At 64.3% G+C, this 13,532-nt stretch carries 14 protein-coding genes; 7 read left to right on the top strand and 7 right to left on the bottom strand.

Translation table 11 applies throughout. The features are described 5' to 3' along the window. Positions 1–2: 2 nt before the first annotated feature. Complete coding sequence (locus PPN31114_RS02480; RefSeq protein WP_150677904.1) at positions 3–635, bottom strand: DUF4142 domain-containing protein; 633 nt, start codon at positions 633–635, stop codon at positions 3–5. A 511-nt stretch (positions 636–1,146) separates the two neighbouring features. Here PPN31114_RS02480 and dapA point away from each other — a divergent pair. Then, complete coding sequence (gene dapA, locus PPN31114_RS02475) at positions 1,147–2,166, top strand: 4-hydroxy-tetrahydrodipicolinate synthase (RefSeq protein ID WP_150677903.1); 1,020 nt, start codon at positions 1,147–1,149, stop codon at positions 2,164–2,166. Between the two features lie 30 nt (positions 2,167–2,196). On the opposite strand, the gene PPN31114_RS02470 is transcribed toward dapA, so the two are convergent. Further along, complete coding sequence (locus tag PPN31114_RS02470) at positions 2,197–2,718, bottom strand: DMT family transporter (RefSeq protein ID WP_150677902.1); 522 nt, start codon at positions 2,716–2,718, stop codon at positions 2,197–2,199. 109 nt (positions 2,719–2,827) lie between these two features. On the opposite strand from PPN31114_RS02470, the gene PPN31114_RS02465 reads away from it, so the two are divergent. Then, positions 2,828–3,736 (top strand): LysR family transcriptional regulator, encoded by a 909-nt coding sequence (locus PPN31114_RS02465; protein ID WP_150677901.1) that lies wholly within the window; start codon positions 2,828–2,830, stop codon positions 3,734–3,736. Between the two features lie 6 nt (positions 3,737–3,742). Here PPN31114_RS02465 and PPN31114_RS02460 read toward each other — a convergent pair whose 3' ends face one another. Next, the gene (locus PPN31114_RS02460; RefSeq protein WP_150677900.1) at positions 3,743–4,657 is read right to left on the bottom strand and encodes a LysR family transcriptional regulator; all 915 of its coding nucleotides are present in this window, start codon (positions 4,655–4,657) and stop codon (positions 3,743–3,745) included. Positions 4,658–4,787: 130 nt separating this feature from the next. Here PPN31114_RS02460 and PPN31114_RS02455 point away from each other — a divergent pair, with 130 nt between their 5' ends. Both PPN31114_RS02455 and PPN31114_RS02450 read left to right on the top strand, forming a co-directional pair. Further along, positions 4,788–5,642 carry an NmrA family NAD(P)-binding protein gene (locus tag PPN31114_RS02455; protein WP_150677899.1) on the top strand — a complete coding sequence of 285 codons (855 nt, stop codon included), beginning with the start codon at positions 4,788–4,790 and terminating at the stop codon, positions 5,640–5,642. A 94-nt stretch (positions 5,643–5,736) separates the two neighbouring features. Continuing rightward, entirely contained in the window at positions 5,737–7,044 is a 1,308-nt protein-coding gene (locus PPN31114_RS02450) for a DUF2252 family protein (protein WP_150677898.1), read from the top strand. Positions 7,045–7,080: 36 nt separating this feature from the next. Here PPN31114_RS02450 and PPN31114_RS02445 read toward each other — a convergent pair whose 3' ends face one another. Continuing rightward, entirely contained in the window at positions 7,081–7,545 is a 465-nt protein-coding gene (locus PPN31114_RS02445; RefSeq protein WP_217426928.1) for a nuclear transport factor 2 family protein, read from the bottom strand. A gap of 180 nt (positions 7,546–7,725) precedes the next feature. Beyond that, complete coding sequence (locus tag PPN31114_RS02440) at positions 7,726–8,397, bottom strand: glutathione S-transferase (RefSeq protein ID WP_150677897.1); 672 nt, start codon at positions 8,395–8,397, stop codon at positions 7,726–7,728. 126 nt (positions 8,398–8,523) lie between these two features. Between PPN31114_RS02440 and PPN31114_RS02435 the strand changes: the two genes are divergently transcribed. Beyond that, positions 8,524–9,450 (top strand): LysR family transcriptional regulator, encoded by a 927-nt coding sequence (locus tag PPN31114_RS02435; protein ID WP_150677896.1) that lies wholly within the window; start codon positions 8,524–8,526, stop codon positions 9,448–9,450. A 164-nt stretch (positions 9,451–9,614) separates the two neighbouring features. Continuing rightward, positions 9,615–10,823: a YbfB/YjiJ family MFS transporter gene (locus PPN31114_RS02430; RefSeq protein WP_150677895.1), complete on the top strand. Its 1,209-nt coding sequence runs from the start codon at positions 9,615–9,617 to the stop codon at positions 10,821–10,823. A 3-nt stretch (positions 10,824–10,826) separates the two neighbouring features. Here PPN31114_RS02430 and PPN31114_RS02425 read toward each other — a convergent pair whose 3' ends face one another. Continuing rightward, positions 10,827–11,579 carry a sulfite exporter TauE/SafE family protein gene (locus tag PPN31114_RS02425; protein WP_246182370.1) on the bottom strand — a complete coding sequence of 251 codons (753 nt, stop codon included), beginning with the start codon at positions 11,577–11,579 and terminating at the stop codon, positions 10,827–10,829. A 141-nt stretch (positions 11,580–11,720) separates the two neighbouring features. On the opposite strand from PPN31114_RS02425, the gene PPN31114_RS02420 reads away from it, so the two are divergent. Beyond that, positions 11,721–12,614, top strand: coding sequence for a LysR substrate-binding domain-containing protein (locus PPN31114_RS02420; protein WP_150677894.1), 894 nt, complete (start codon positions 11,721–11,723; stop codon positions 12,612–12,614). 3 nt (positions 12,615–12,617) lie between these two features. Here PPN31114_RS02420 and PPN31114_RS02415 read toward each other — a convergent pair whose 3' ends face one another. Next, positions 12,618–13,502 (bottom strand): AraC family transcriptional regulator, encoded by an 885-nt coding sequence (locus PPN31114_RS02415; RefSeq protein WP_150677893.1) that lies wholly within the window; start codon positions 13,500–13,502, stop codon positions 12,618–12,620. Positions 13,503–13,532 lie beyond the last annotated feature (30 nt).

Genomic DNA, 13,532 nt, shown 5'->3' with positions numbered 1-13,532 from the left:
CCTTATTTCCCCATCTCGACTTTCGCGGAAACTTCGCGCGCTTCGCTCAGATGATGGCGAATAGTCGGCAACGTCTGACGCGCGAATCCGCGCAAGTCTGCGTCCTGCCCTTTATCCGCTTCCATTGAGAAGAGTTGCACGGCCTGCTCGTGCGCATCCGGCCCCGCCAGCGCCATATAAGCCACATCGAACTCGCGCCCCTTCTTCTGCTTGAGCGCTTCGATATCGGGGTTCACGGCAGCGTCGTTGGGCACGCTCACGCCCTTCTTTGCCGCGAGCTGGCGCAGCGCTTCATTGGCCTTGCTGTGGTCGGTGACCATCTGCTGCGCGAATCGCTTTACCGCTGGGTTGGTGGAGCGCTGCACAGCGACCTGACTGGCTTGTACTTCCGCTTTGCCCGCTTGCTGCGCCTTGTCGACAAACTCGGCATCGACTCCGGCGGTCGGCTGCGCTGTGCGCTGAGCTTGTGCCGCGGCATGCGTCACATCCACGCCGCCCCCGGCGATACCGACTTCGTCACCACCGCCTTGTGCGGGCTCCCCTTTCGGGAGTTCTTGCGCAAACGTCCACGCGCTGAACAACAGGGTTGCGGCGCTCAAGCACACGCCGGTCATTTTGGTGTGTCGGGTTTGCATTTCGACCTCCCAAGGTGGCTGACAACGGTGACAGATGGTCGTTCGACTACGTGCTCTGCGGCCCCGTTCGTCGCGATGCCATCGAACTTTCCTATGCGTTGCCTCGATCCACTACGAAATTTCAATGCCGAAACGCCGGAGCATGACACTTTTAGGACAACGCGCTTGACGTCACTCACGCACAGCGTATAAAGTCACCGCATGATGAATTTCAACGCCCTTCGCTCGCATGATGAGAACGTTGCTGCCACGCAGCAGCCGGGCGCGTTCGTCAAAGCCAAAAAACAGTCGCTCAACTGACCGGAGCGTGCTGTTCCGTCAGTTGAGCGACGGAATAGCCACGTGGACCCGGCAGTCCCACCCGCGCCCTGCGCATCTCGCCAGCCTGCCCTGTAGCTCCCCACGCGTCACACGATTCGCGTCGCCCAACTGAACGGTTTGCCGTACAGGTCATCACACGTTCGTCGCTTTCGATGCTTTCGAACGAATTTGCTCTGACAGGGAGACAGTCATGCAGGACACGCCATCGAACACACCGTCGCACACGCCGAATGCCGCCACACAACCCGCCGCCCGACTCGTGTCGCGGGGCCAAGCGAGTGGATTTCGCGGGATTTGGTTGCCGCTCGTCACGCCGTTCTTGCCCGGGAGCGCGAACACCGCCGATGCGCCGGTCGATCATGCCGCGCTGCGTCGGCTCGTCGTCCACTATCGCCGCTCGGGCATTGCAGGGTTGGTGATCTGCGGCACCACTGGCGAAGCCGCTGCGCTCGACGAGGCCGAACAGCTCGCGGTCTTCGACACGGTGCTGACGGAAGCGGGCGACTTGCCCGTGATCGCCGGGCTGGCGGGCAATCATCTGAATCACACCCTCTCGCGGCTCGATGCCTTCAATGCGCTGCCGCTTGCCGGTGTTCTGACGCCTGCGCCGTATTACATTCGCCCATCGCAAGCGGGCCTGACGCAGTGGTTCCAAACGCTGGCCGATCGTTCGCGCGCGCCGCTCGTGCTCTACGACATTCCGTATCGCACCGGCTCGACGCTTACGCTCGATACGCTGCTGACGCTGGCCGGGCACGACAACATTCGCGGTATCAAGGATTGCGGCGGCAACGCCAACACCACGCAGGCGCTGATCGCCGACGGGCGCCTGTCGGTGCTGGCGGGCGAAGATCATCAGTTGCTCTCGACGTTGTCGATGGGCGGGCATGGCGCCATCATCGCGTCGTCGCATTGCCGCCCGTCGCATTTCGTCGCGCTGTACCGTGCCGTGCAGTCGCAGCAGTTGGACGTGGCGCGCGTGTTGTTTCACGCGTTGATGCCGGTGGTGCGGCTGCTCTTCGCGGAGGCGAATCCGGGCCCGGTGAAGGCATGGCTCGCCCGGGAAGGCTTGCTTGCCGATGTTCTGCGCGCGCCGATGACCAGCGCTTCGTCCGCGCTGGCCCAGCAGTTGGTCGACGCCGTTGCGGCTGTCGATGCGCAATTCGGGGCGGGCGCCACGAATGCTTCGATGAATGCGAGTGCCGCCTGACGGCAGCGGCCTAGCGCCACGCGGGCAAGCTCATGAACCGACGGCTTGCCCCGCGACCGACTTCACCGGCGCGCTCGTGCCCCACTGCACGACGAGCATGCCGGCGACGATCAGCGCGACACCTGCGATGCGAGCCAAGTTGGCGGGTTTCTGCGCGAGTCCCATCAAACCGAAGTGATCGATGACGAGCGACGCGACCACCTGCCCCGCCACCACACAGACGATGAAATTCGCCGCACCGAGCCGGGGGGTCAGGATCAGCGCCGCCGTGATGTAGGCCACCCCGGCAATACCGCCGATCCACAACCACCATGGGCCGCTGGCCGCCCGGCCAAGATCGGGGGTGCCAGCGCGCATGGCAATCAGCACGGGCGTAATGACGATCAAGCTCACGAGCAACGACGCGACCGTCGCCCACAACGGATGACCCAGTGCGCGGCCCAGTGCCGCGTTACTGCCTGCCTGAAACGGCACGACTGCACCTGCCAACATGGCAACGACCAGCGGCAGAAACACCGTCGGCGAGAGCGAGGGAGTGAACGAGGCGTTCATGAAGTGACCTCCTTTGGCGTAAATCATGACTTGCCTTCAGGGTGCATCATCCATTTCAATAATGGAAATTCGAAATTCGTACACAAACTATTCACCCGATGGATAGCCCATGGATGATTTGCGCCGGATCGACCTGAATCTGCTGTTGACGCTGCACGCGTTGCTCGCCGAGCGTCACGTGTCGCGTGCCGCCGTGCGGTTGCATCGCAGCCAGCCAGCGGTGAGCCACGCCCTTGGACAGTTGCGCACGATCTTCGACGACCCGCTGCTGGTGCGGCGCGACGGCGCGCTCTGTCTGACCGCTCGCGCGCAAGAGTTGCAACGCCCGCTCGACGATGCGCTTGTGCAGTTGCAGGGGCTGCTGCACGCCCCGGCGTTCGACGCGCGGCGTGCAAAACGTACCTTCCGTTTGGCGTTGTCGGATTACGGCGCCCGCGTCGCCCTGCCTGCGCTCACACGATGTCTGCGCGAACAAGCCCCGGGCGTCGATCTCGCCATTTCGCAGACCAGCCGCGAGGCGATGGTCACGCAATTGCTGGATGGGGAAATCGATTTGGCGCTGGGGGTTTTTCACGATCTGCCGGACGAGTTGCAGGCGCAGACGCTGTTCGACGAATCGTTTGTTTGCGTGGCCGATCGGGCGACGCTGCCCGCGCGCGGCGCACTGACGCTCGACACGTGGCTGGCAAGACCTCACGTGCTGGTGGCGATGCGCCCAGACACCGTGAACGAAATTGATCTGGCGCTGGCCGACCTGGGCCGGACACGTCGTATCGCGGTGGCGATGCCGCATTGGAGCGTGGCGACCGAGTTGATCGCGGGCACGGACCTCGTGCTGACCGTCGCCGAGCGCGCCGTCGCTCACTTACGGCACGACCGGCAGTTGCGCCGTTTCGCGCCGCCCTTCCCGATTCCACCGTTTGCCTTTCAGGCGGTGTGGCATACCCGGCGCGATGTCGACCCGGCGCATCGCTGGCTGCGTGAACGCATCGCGCAAGTTTGTGGCGATGGCGATTGAACGCTTTTACAGCGTGGCGGTGAGTGACGCCACCAGATCGAGAAAGGCGCGCGTCTTGGCGGGTGGGTGATGTCGCGACGGATGGTAGGCGTAGAGCGGAAATCGTTCGTCGGGCCAATCGGGAAACAGGTCGACCAGTTGCCCGTCGGCTAACAACACGTCGGTACCGAACGCCATGACTTGCGCGATGCCGTATCCCGCGAGACAGGCGCTGAGCAACGTCCCGGCATCGTTGACGACGAGTCGTCCGTGAGTGGGCACCACCAGCCTTTTGCGCTTGCGATGAAACTCCCAGGCAAACGGCCGCCCCGTTTGCGGATCGCGAAATTCAATGCACGCGTGCGCGTCTCCCGACAGGTCTTCAGGCTTGAGCGGTCGACCACAACGCTTCAAATAGCTGGGTGCCGCGACTGTACGAATCGGCGTATCGAGTAATTTTCGCGCCACGAGCGTAGAGTCTGGCGGCACGCCAAAGCGCACGGCCAGATCGAAACCGTCGGCAATCAGGTCGCCAAGACTGTCGCGAGTGATCAGTTCGAGACGCAACTCCGGATGTTGGGCGAGGAACGCCTCAAGACTCGGGCCGAGGATCAGCCGCGAGAAGAACGGATCGATATTCACCCGCAGCCGCCCGCGCACGGCCGTGGCACCGCCGGAGGCCGTCGCCGCAGCGTCTTCCAGACCGGCCAGTAACGGCGTGACCTGCGTGTAGAAACGCCGCCCCTCATCCGTCAACGAGACCACGCGCGTCGTCCGGTCGAACAACCGGATGCCCAGCCGGGCTTCCAACCGCGCCACCGCCCGGCTCACACCCGGCTGCGACATCTCGAGCCGCTCGCCCGCGGCCGCAAAGCTCCCCGCCTCAACGATCGCCACGAAGACGCTCATGCCGTTGAGCATGCGTTCGTCGAATCCGCTCATATCGTCCCTCGTTCGTTGCATGCCATTTTGGCATTAATGAAATGCCACTCATGTTATCGCGAAATGTTCCGCCGATGCCCACACTAGCGCCCAGTGCGGTGTGGACCGCCGTTTCCAAAGGAACACTGAGATGTACGCCATTACAGGAATTACCGGACAAGTCGGCTGCGCCCTCGCCGAAACGTTGCTCGCCCAAGGCGCACCGATGCGTGCCGTCGTGCGCGATGCCGCGAAGGGTGCGCACTGGCAGGCGCGCGGCTGCGACGTTGCACTTGCCGACATGTCCGACGCCGCCGCACTCGCCCGCGCCTTTGCCGGGGCGCAAGCGGTGTTCGTGCTGCTGCCGCCCACGTTCGACCCGTCGCCTGACTTTGCGGAGTCGCGCACGCTCATTGCCGCGATTTGTGAAGCGTTGAGCGCCGCCCGCCCTTCGCGCGTCGTCTGCCTCTCGACGGTCGGCGCGCAAGCCACGCAAACCAGTTTGCTGTCGCAGTTGTCCCTGCTGGAGGAAAAGCTCGGCGCACTCCCGATGCCGATCACGTTCTTGCGCGCAGCGTGGTTTATGGAAAATGCCGCGTGGGACATCGCTCGCGCGCGCACCGACGGGGTGTTGGAGAGCTATCTCACGCCGCTCTCTCGAGCAATTCCGATGGTGGCTACGGCGGATGTCGGCAGCACAGCGGCTAACTTGTTGCACGAGACATGGGAAGGCAAACGCGTGGTCGAATTGTGCGGCCCGGCCCCTGTCTCGCCTGAGCAACTGGCGAGCACAATGCGTCTTGTGCTCGGGCGGCCGGTCGAAGCCGTGGCCCTGCCGCGTGATGGGTGGGAAGCGCGGTTTCGGGCACAAGGCATGCGCAATCCCACGCCGCGCATGCAGATGCTCGATGGCTTCAATGCGGGTTGGTTGTCCTTCGAAGGCACGCCGCGTCAGGGCACGACGCCGCTCATCGATGTAGTGCGCTCGCTCGCGGCTTGCCACTGAGTCGTCATTTGGCCGACACTGGCGGCACTGCAACGCTGCGCGGGATCATGGCGAACGCCATGCCCGCGCGGTGTGCCTTCAGGGAGCTGACGACATGGCAAACGGCAAGCACCGGAAAAAGCATAAGTGGGCGACGCCAGATGCGCGGCTAGCGCGCCTGGGCAGCGAGCGCGCACGCAAGATGGCGCGCTCACCCCATGCGTACGTGCGCGGCAGTACCATCCGGTTTTACGAATGGCTGAGCGAAGCCGACGTCAACCTGCCGCAAGGCCCGGCCATCTGGATCTGCGGCGACTGCCACACAGGCAATCTCGGGCCGCTGGCCAACGCGCGCGGCCACGTCGAAATCCATATTCGCGATCTCGACCAGACGGTCATCGGCAACCCGGTTCACGACCTCGTGCGACTCGCGTTGTCGCTGGCCAGCGCGGCACGTGGCTCCTCTCTGTCCGGCCTCACCATCATCCATATGCTCGAAGCGCTCACGCACGGCTATGAGTCGGCGTTCGAGCGCGAGGGCAACGACGCTGACGATGCATCGAACGGCGGCAAGCGCAACGGCAAGAAAAACGGTAAGCCGGCTGCCAAGCGCAAGAAGAGCGCGCCCGACGAAGACGAATACACGCGCCCGAAAGTCGTCGATCTGATCATGCGGCAGGCCACCAAGCGGTCGTGGAAACATCTCGCGCTTGAGCGCATCGAGGATATCCGCCCAACGATTCCGCTAGGCCGCCGTTTCTGGCCGCTGAGCAAGACCGAAAAGCACGAGATCGACGCGCTATTCCAACGCGACACCATCGCGCGCCTTGCGACCGAATTGCGCGGACGCCCCGACGACGGCCATGTCGAAGTGCTCGACGCCGCTTACTGGGTCAAGGGGTGCAGTTCGTTGGGCCGGTTGCGATACGCGGTGTTGTTGGACGTCGATGGCGGTGTCGTGCAAGGCGACGACCTCTGCCTGATGGACTTGAAGGAAGGGGTGAAAGCGGCGGCCCCACGTTATCCGGGGGTGCGCATGCCGCGCGATAACGCCGAGCGGGTTGTCAAAGGGGCGCAGCATTTGTCGCCATTTCTCGGCGACCGTATGCGCGCCGCGCGCATGATGGATCGCTCGATCATCATTCGCGAACTGCTGCCGCAGGATCTCAAACTGAGTATCGAAACGCTCACGGTCAACGACGCGTCAGAAGTCGCGCACTACCTCGCCCACGTGGTCGGGCAAGCGCATGCGCGGCAAATGGACGATGCCACCTGCCGCACATGGTTGACCGAGTTGCAACGCAACCGCTCGAAGTCCATCGACGCGCCTGTGTGGCTCTGGAACAGCGTCGTGCAACTGATGAGCGAACACGAGGCCGCCTATCTCGAACACTGCAAACGCGTGCTCTCGGGCGAAGCCTAAGCGCGCTGCCTAATGCGTGGAAAGGCGCGGAAAGCCTCAGAACATCGAGTTGCCGCTGACGGTCTTGGCAGGCACTTGCTGCGACACGTCCCAGTGTTCGACGATCTTGCCCTTGTCGAGCCGGAAGATATCGACGATGGCAATGGGTGCATCGCCCGGGTGCGGCACTTTACGCACGTGCAAGATCACGTAGTCGCCGTCGGCAAACGCTCGCACGATGTCGCTGTGCGAATCCGGCTGATTCTTACGAAGAAATTCGAGAAACTTGCCGAAGCCCTCCACGCCGTCTGCCGCGTTCGGGTTGTGCTGGATGTACTGAGCGCCCAGATACTGCCGCGCCGCCTCGAAGTCCTTGCGGTTAAGCCCCGCCTCGTAGAACGCGAGCACGGCCTGCTTGTTCGCGGCCATCTGCGCGGCGGATGCCGTGGACATTGGCGCGGCGGACGGATTCAGCCCTTCGGCACCAGCTGCCGACAAGGCCGCGCCGGGCACGGGCGGCATGCCTTCAGCGGCATGGGTGACGGGCGTCATGATGACGGCGGCAGTGGCAAACAACGAAGCGACAAAGGTTTTCATGATGTCGTGTGTAGCGTGAAACGAAGGTGAAATGCAGGTGAAAGCGTTTGCGAAAACAATCATCGACCGGGGGCGCGGCTGGCGTGGCCGCAACGTCCCGCCCGATTAACTCAAGAGTTCGTACGGACCACCACGTGCGAGCGCGCGTTGATAGTCGTCGCGCGGATGAATCCGTTTGAGAAAGTCTTCAATAGCGGGCCAGCGGCCCTTGGCATCGCCACGCGCGGCGGCGGCTTCCAGCGGGAAACTCATCTGAATGTCCGCCGCACTGAAGGTGTCGCCGACAAACCAACCGGTCTTCGAGAGCGCATCGTTCACATAGCCGAAATGCAGCGCGAGTTGCGGGTCGACGAAGCTCGATTGCAATGTCGCGCTGATCTTGCGTGCGATCGGACGAGCGAAGAACGGCATCGGGGCACTGGCGATGCGCAGCGCCACGAGCTTGAGCAGCAAGGGCGGCATGGCGGAGCCTTCTGCGTAATGCAGCCAGTACGTCCATCGCAAGCGCTCCGGCGTGTCGCGCGGCGGGGCCAACCTGCCTTCGCCATACTTGTCGACCAGATACTCGATGATCGCGCCCGACTCCGCCAGCGTCAGATCGCCGTCGGTCACCACGGGGGACTTGCCGAGCGGATGCACCTGCCGCAGTTCCGGCGGCGCGAGCATCGTTTTGGGGTCGCGTTGGTAGTGACGGAGCTCGTAGGGCAAACCGAGCGCTTCGAGCAACCAAAGCACGCGCTGCGAACGGGAGTTGTTCAGATGATGGACGGTGATCATACGTTCGGACTCCGGCGGTTGATCCGATCGCCATTGTCGCCGTATTGGCAGGTTTCGGGGTAATCTTGCCCATCCCCTGGCCGCCCCACTGTCGGCCGCGTCCAACACGCTACTCCCGCCCCGCTCATGGACAGAATCGATGCGATGAAGGTGTTCGTCGCCACCCTCGACGAAGGCAGCCTTGCCGGAGCCGACCGCCGTCTCGGACGCTCGGCCGCCGCCGTGAGCCGCGCCATCGCCTATCTCGAAGCCCATACCGGCACCGCCCTGCTCCATCGCACCACGCGCACCCTTCGGCTAAGCGCCGCCGGTGAGCGCTATGCTGCGGCCTGCCGACGCATTCTGCTCGATCTGGACGAAGCCGATGTGCTTGCCGCCGGTGAGCGCTCGGCCCCGCGTGGCTTGCTGACGGTCGCGACGTCACTGGCCGCCGGCGAAACGCTGATGCGGGAGATTGTCGAAGCGTTTATCGAGCGCTATCCGACGGTCACCGTGCGGCTTGCGCTGAGCGACGTGCCGGTCAATATGATCGACGAAGGCATCGACGTGGCGCTGCGGGTCGCGCATCTGCCCGACTCGTCGCTCGTTGCCACACAAGTCGGTGAAGTGCGCAGAGTGATCGCCGCGTCGCCCGACTATCTCGCCGCGCATGCCCCCATCGAGACCCCCGCCGACCTCTCGAAACACCAGATCGTGTCGATGACGTACTTCGGCATCGACTCGTGGCGCTTTCCGCCGAGCGGACGCGCATCGGTGCCGCAGGTCGTGCAGTTCACGCCGCGCCTGATCGTCAACTCGATTCGCGCGGCCATTGCGTCCGCAGTCGCCGGTCACGGCGTGGCGCGCATGCTGACATATCACATGGTCGATGAGATCGAGCGCGGCTCGCTGCGCATCGTGCTGCGCGATTTCGAACATCCGCCCATGCCCGTTCACGTCATCACCCCGCAAGGACGCCTCGCCGTGCCGAAGGTCCGGGCTTTCGTCGACTTCGCGGTGCCGCGACTGCGCAAACATTTTGCGCGGGTCAGCAAAGTAGCGGAGAAAGGCTGAGCGCGCTTTGCGCCGACGCGGCGGGGGCGATTCGTACGCCGCGCGGAAGAATGACTTCCGGGGCATGGCCGTTCTCCCTGGCCCGCTTGCCTCCTAAACTGACTCCATCGCTTTTGCACGCGCCAGCCCCCTCGCGGCTGAACCGCGTGCGCCCCGGAGTCCTCATGCAAAATGCAGCACTTAGCGGCAGCTCTGCCGCGCCTTTCAATGCGTGGCGTGCCACGCTCTCCGCCGCCAGTGCCAGCCTGATCGGCATCGGCTTCGCTCGCTTCGCCTACACCGCGTTACTGCCCGCCATCATCGGCGCCCACTGGTTCGCCGCATCGACGGCCGCGTATCTCGGTGCCGCCAATCTTGGCGGTTATCTCGCAGGAGCGCTCGGTGCACGGGTGGTGGCGCGTTTCGCGCCGACGGTCACTATTCTGCGGGCGATGATGTTGCTCGCTGCTGTCGCGTTTCTCGCGTGCGCGTGGCCGCTTTCGTTTCTCTGGTTTTTCGCATGGCGCTTTGCCTCGGGCTTTGCCGGTGGCGTGCTGATGGTGCTCGCAGCACCGTCGGTGCTCGGCCATGTACCGCCGTCGCGGCGTGGCATTGTGAGCGGCGCCATCTTTGCAGGTATCGGGTTGGGCATTGCCGCGTCGGGCACGCTGGTGCCGCTGTTACTGCGCCAAGGGCTGTCGCAGACGTGGATCGGGTTGGGCGTCGTCTCGCTCGCGCTCACGGTTGTGGGATGGCGCGGCTGGCCGTCGGGCACACCGGCGGCCGCCGCCTCGCCTGCGCATGCGCATCGGCACCCGGCGAGTCCGCTCACCTTGCGGGCGCTGTATCTGGAATACGCGCTCAACGCGGTGGTGCTCGTGCCGCACATGATCTTTCTGGTGGATTACGTGGCGCGCGGCCTGGGCAAGGGCGTGGACGCCGGGGCGCACTTCTGGGTGTTGTACGGGCTTGGCGCGATTCTCGGGCCGATCTTCGCCGGGCATCTGGCTGACCGCATCGGGTTTGGTCGCGCGCTGCGGGTCGCTTATGTCTCGCAAGCCGTCGCGGTGGTGCTGCCCGCACTGGGGCTCGGTCTGCCGGGGCTCATCGTATCGAGTCTGGTGATGGGGGCTTTCACGCCGGGTATCGTGCCGCTCGTGCTGGGCCGGGTGAACGAGCTACTTGCGCACCATCCTTCTGCACAAAAGGGCGCATGGAGCACGGCGACAACCAGTTTCGCGACATTGCAAGCCGGGGCGGCTTACGGCATGTCGTTCCTGTTTGCGGCTACACAGGGCAACTATGCGTTGCTGTTTATCGTGGGCAGTGCCGCGATGACGTTGGCTCTGGTGGTCAACTTGATCGCGGCACGGCGCGCCGGTGTGGCGGCGTAGCGCTTATCGCCACGCTGCGCTGAGCATCACCCCGCCCGAAACCACGAGCATGGTGTCGAGCAGGCGCTGGAACACCTGCGGTGACAGGCCCAACACGAACCGCTTGCCGAGCAACGTGCCAGCCATGAGTGCCATGCCCACGATCAAGCCGTTGGCCCACGCCTGTGGCGGCAACGCGCCAAGGCCGGAGAACATGAGCACTTTCGCCACGTAGATCAGCATCGAACTGGCGGCTTCCGAGCCGAGAAACGCACCGCCCGACAAGCCATACGCAGCGAAAGCGGGCACGCTCAACGGCCCGGTCGACAGCACGATGCCGGTGAGAAAACCAATGACCGCGCCGACGATCGCCATTTGCCACGCGCCCAATCTGAACTGCCGCCGACGAAGCCAATGACGCACCGGCACCATGGCGATGAAGAAGGTGCCGAGGGCAATGTCGACGGCGGTGGCGGGCAGACTCCAGAGCGTGCGGGCGCCGAGTGCCGCCGCCGGTGCACCCGGCAAGGAATAGGCCAGCACGGCGCGCCAGTCAATCTCGCGCCACCACGCCAACACCTTCGAGACATTCCCGACAATGGCCGCCACCGCCATGATCGGCACCGCCTGCTTGGGACCGTACGTGTACACCAGCACAGGCAACAGCATCATCGACGAGCCCGTGCCCACCACGCCGCTGACCGCGCCCGCAGCGGTACCGACCAGCGCCACCATCACCATGCCCCATGCGTGCCCAGCCACCAGTCCTTCGAACATGCCCGTGTCTTGTTAAGTGCGGTTAGCGCAATGTGGCAACGATAAAGCATGATGAATCGTCACACCATCGACAAAATGACAGCATTTCTGTGATAAAAAATCACAGTTCTGCCGAATGGCTGCCCATTTTGTGAGTTCGTCATGCCCCGTCGCCCCTTACCGCCGTTGAATGCCTTGCGTGTGTTCGAGACTGCCGCGCGTGCGCCAAGCCTGAGCGCGGCGGCGCAGGAGCTGTCGATTACCCATGGCGCGGTGAGCCGCCAGATTGCCCTGCTCGAAGACTGGCTCGGTCAGCAGTTGTTTGTGCGGCAGGGCCAACGCAATGTCGCCACCGATCACGCACGGGCTTTCGCGGCGGAAATCAGCGCAGCCTTCGACCGCATCGGCGATGCCGCCCTGCGCTTCGGCAAGGCCCCGCAAACCCGCACGGTTCGCGTGAATGCGCAAACCACGCTCGCGATGCACTGGCTGATGGCGCGGTTGCCCGCGTTTCACGCCGCACACCCCGACGTGCAGATCGTGGTGACGACGTCGAGCAGCGCCGATCCTGCGTTCCGGGGCGGCTTCGACGTGGCCATTCGTCGCGATCCGCCACCGGGCGCCGAGTGGCAGCCTTACGAAAAAACGCCGCTATTCACTGAGCGTGCGACAGTCGTGGCGTCGCCATCGCTTTTGGAAGCGCTGCCGTTGCGTCGGGTGAAGGATCTTGCGAAACACACGTTCATTGCCACGCAAACGCGTGTCGGGGCATGGGAAGACTGGTTGAGTGCAGCGGGCGTTCCGGACGTGCGGCCCGTGCGCTTTCACCGCTTCGATCACTATCACGTGAGCTTGCAAGCGGTGATCGACGGGCTGGGGATCGGTATCGGGTGTACGCCGACGCTGGACCGGGAGTTGGCGAGCGGGCGGCTCGTCATGCCGTTCCCGGAGATTCAGGCAGGAGGGGCGACTTACGTCACGCTCGTGCCGCGCGATGCCGATAAGTCACGACCGTTGCACGATTTTCTGTCGTGGGTTCACGACGCCGCGGCCTGAACTTCAGGTGCCGTCGCCTTCGCGCCACTTGCCGGGCGACACGCCGAAGGCGCGCCGGAAGTATCGCGTGAAATGGGACAGGTCGTTAAACCCCTGCGCCAGCGCGACCTCCGTCGCCGACGCGCCGCCGCGCAGCGCCGGTAACGCGCGCGCGACGCGCAGTTGATTGCGCCACGCGTGCGGCGCAAGTCCCGTCTCACGCGAGAACAACCGCGCCGCGTGAAATGGCGAGAGCTCCACGGCTTCGGCCAAGGTGGTTAGCGTCAGGGCTTCGGTGAGGTCGGCAGACAGGCGCGCCTTCATCGTCTCGACGCGCACGGCGTCACGATGCACCGGCATGACCGGCACGCGAAGCTGCGCGTGACGCGCCAGCATCATCGAGACCGCATCGACGAGCGCATGTTCGGCCGCCAGCGGATCGGCCTGCGCTTCGAGCAGACGGTGCGCAGCCAGCAGCCGTTGCATCGCCTGCGGATCGCGCACGACGTTCTCGCCAAACCATGGCAGCGCCTCGTCGGGGGCGGCCAGCCCGGCAAGCGGGCTCGTCAGTTGCTGCTGCACGCCCTTCACAAAGCCAACCGGCAGATAGAACACCCGGTAGCGCCAGCCAAAGTCAGTCTCACGCGCGCCGGTATGCAATTCCCCCGGATGGATGATGGCAACGGACCCGGCGTCGGCCACATGCTCGCCGCCTAGATAGTCGTACCGCTCCGCGCCCGCCACGATGCACGCGAACGTATACGCATCGTGCCAGTGCGGCGCGAAGGTATGGTCGTTGTACTCGGCCGTCACCATATCGCCATCGGGCACGAGCGACGAGCGCCAGTAGACCGGGGCGTTACGAAACGGCTTGGTCGGCCGGGAGGGGGGAACGGAGCGAAAATCCATTTCGCTACTTTACACCGGAGTGCGTCGCCT

Origin of the sequence: Pandoraea pneumonica (genome assembly GCF_902459645.1) — a bacterium.
Classification (GTDB): Bacteria; Pseudomonadota; Gammaproteobacteria; order Burkholderiales; family Burkholderiaceae; genus Pandoraea; species Pandoraea pneumonica.
Note: the sequence above shows the minus strand (reverse complement) of the source record. Positions and strands in the feature narration are given on the sequence as shown.

Excerpts from the sequence above, each read along its gene's own strand:
- PPN31114_RS02480 (WP_150677904.1), bottom strand. The coding sequence starts at position 635 with ATGCAAACCCGACACACCAAAATGACCGGCGTGTGCTTGAGCGCCGCA.
- dapA (WP_150677903.1), top strand. The coding sequence starts at position 1,147 with ATGCAGGACACGCCATCGAACACACCGTCGCACACGCCGAATGCCGCC.
- PPN31114_RS02470 (WP_150677902.1), bottom strand. The coding sequence starts at position 2,718 with ATGAACGCCTCGTTCACTCCCTCGCTCTCGCCGACGGTGTTTCTGCCG.
- PPN31114_RS02465 (WP_150677901.1), top strand. The coding sequence starts at position 2,828 with ATGGATGATTTGCGCCGGATCGACCTGAATCTGCTGTTGACGCTGCAC.
- PPN31114_RS02460 (WP_150677900.1), bottom strand. The coding sequence starts at position 4,657 with ATGAGCGGATTCGACGAACGCATGCTCAACGGCATGAGCGTCTTCGTG.
- PPN31114_RS02455 (WP_150677899.1), top strand. The coding sequence starts at position 4,788 with ATGTACGCCATTACAGGAATTACCGGACAAGTCGGCTGCGCCCTCGCC.
- PPN31114_RS02450 (WP_150677898.1), top strand. The coding sequence starts at position 5,737 with ATGGCAAACGGCAAGCACCGGAAAAAGCATAAGTGGGCGACGCCAGAT.
- PPN31114_RS02445 (WP_217426928.1), bottom strand. The coding sequence starts at position 7,545 with ATGCCGCCCGTGCCCGGCGCGGCCTTGTCGGCAGCTGGTGCCGAAGGG.
- PPN31114_RS02440 (WP_150677897.1), bottom strand. The coding sequence starts at position 8,397 with ATGATCACCGTCCATCATCTGAACAACTCCCGTTCGCAGCGCGTGCTT.
- PPN31114_RS02435 (WP_150677896.1), top strand. The coding sequence starts at position 8,524 with ATGGACAGAATCGATGCGATGAAGGTGTTCGTCGCCACCCTCGACGAA.
- PPN31114_RS02430 (WP_150677895.1), top strand. The coding sequence starts at position 9,615 with ATGCAAAATGCAGCACTTAGCGGCAGCTCTGCCGCGCCTTTCAATGCG.
- PPN31114_RS02425 (WP_246182370.1), bottom strand. The coding sequence starts at position 11,579 with ATGTTCGAAGGACTGGTGGCTGGGCACGCATGGGGCATGGTGATGGTG.
- PPN31114_RS02420 (WP_150677894.1), top strand. The coding sequence starts at position 11,721 with ATGCCCCGTCGCCCCTTACCGCCGTTGAATGCCTTGCGTGTGTTCGAG.
- PPN31114_RS02415 (WP_150677893.1), bottom strand. The coding sequence starts at position 13,502 with ATGGATTTTCGCTCCGTTCCCCCCTCCCGGCCGACCAAGCCGTTTCGT.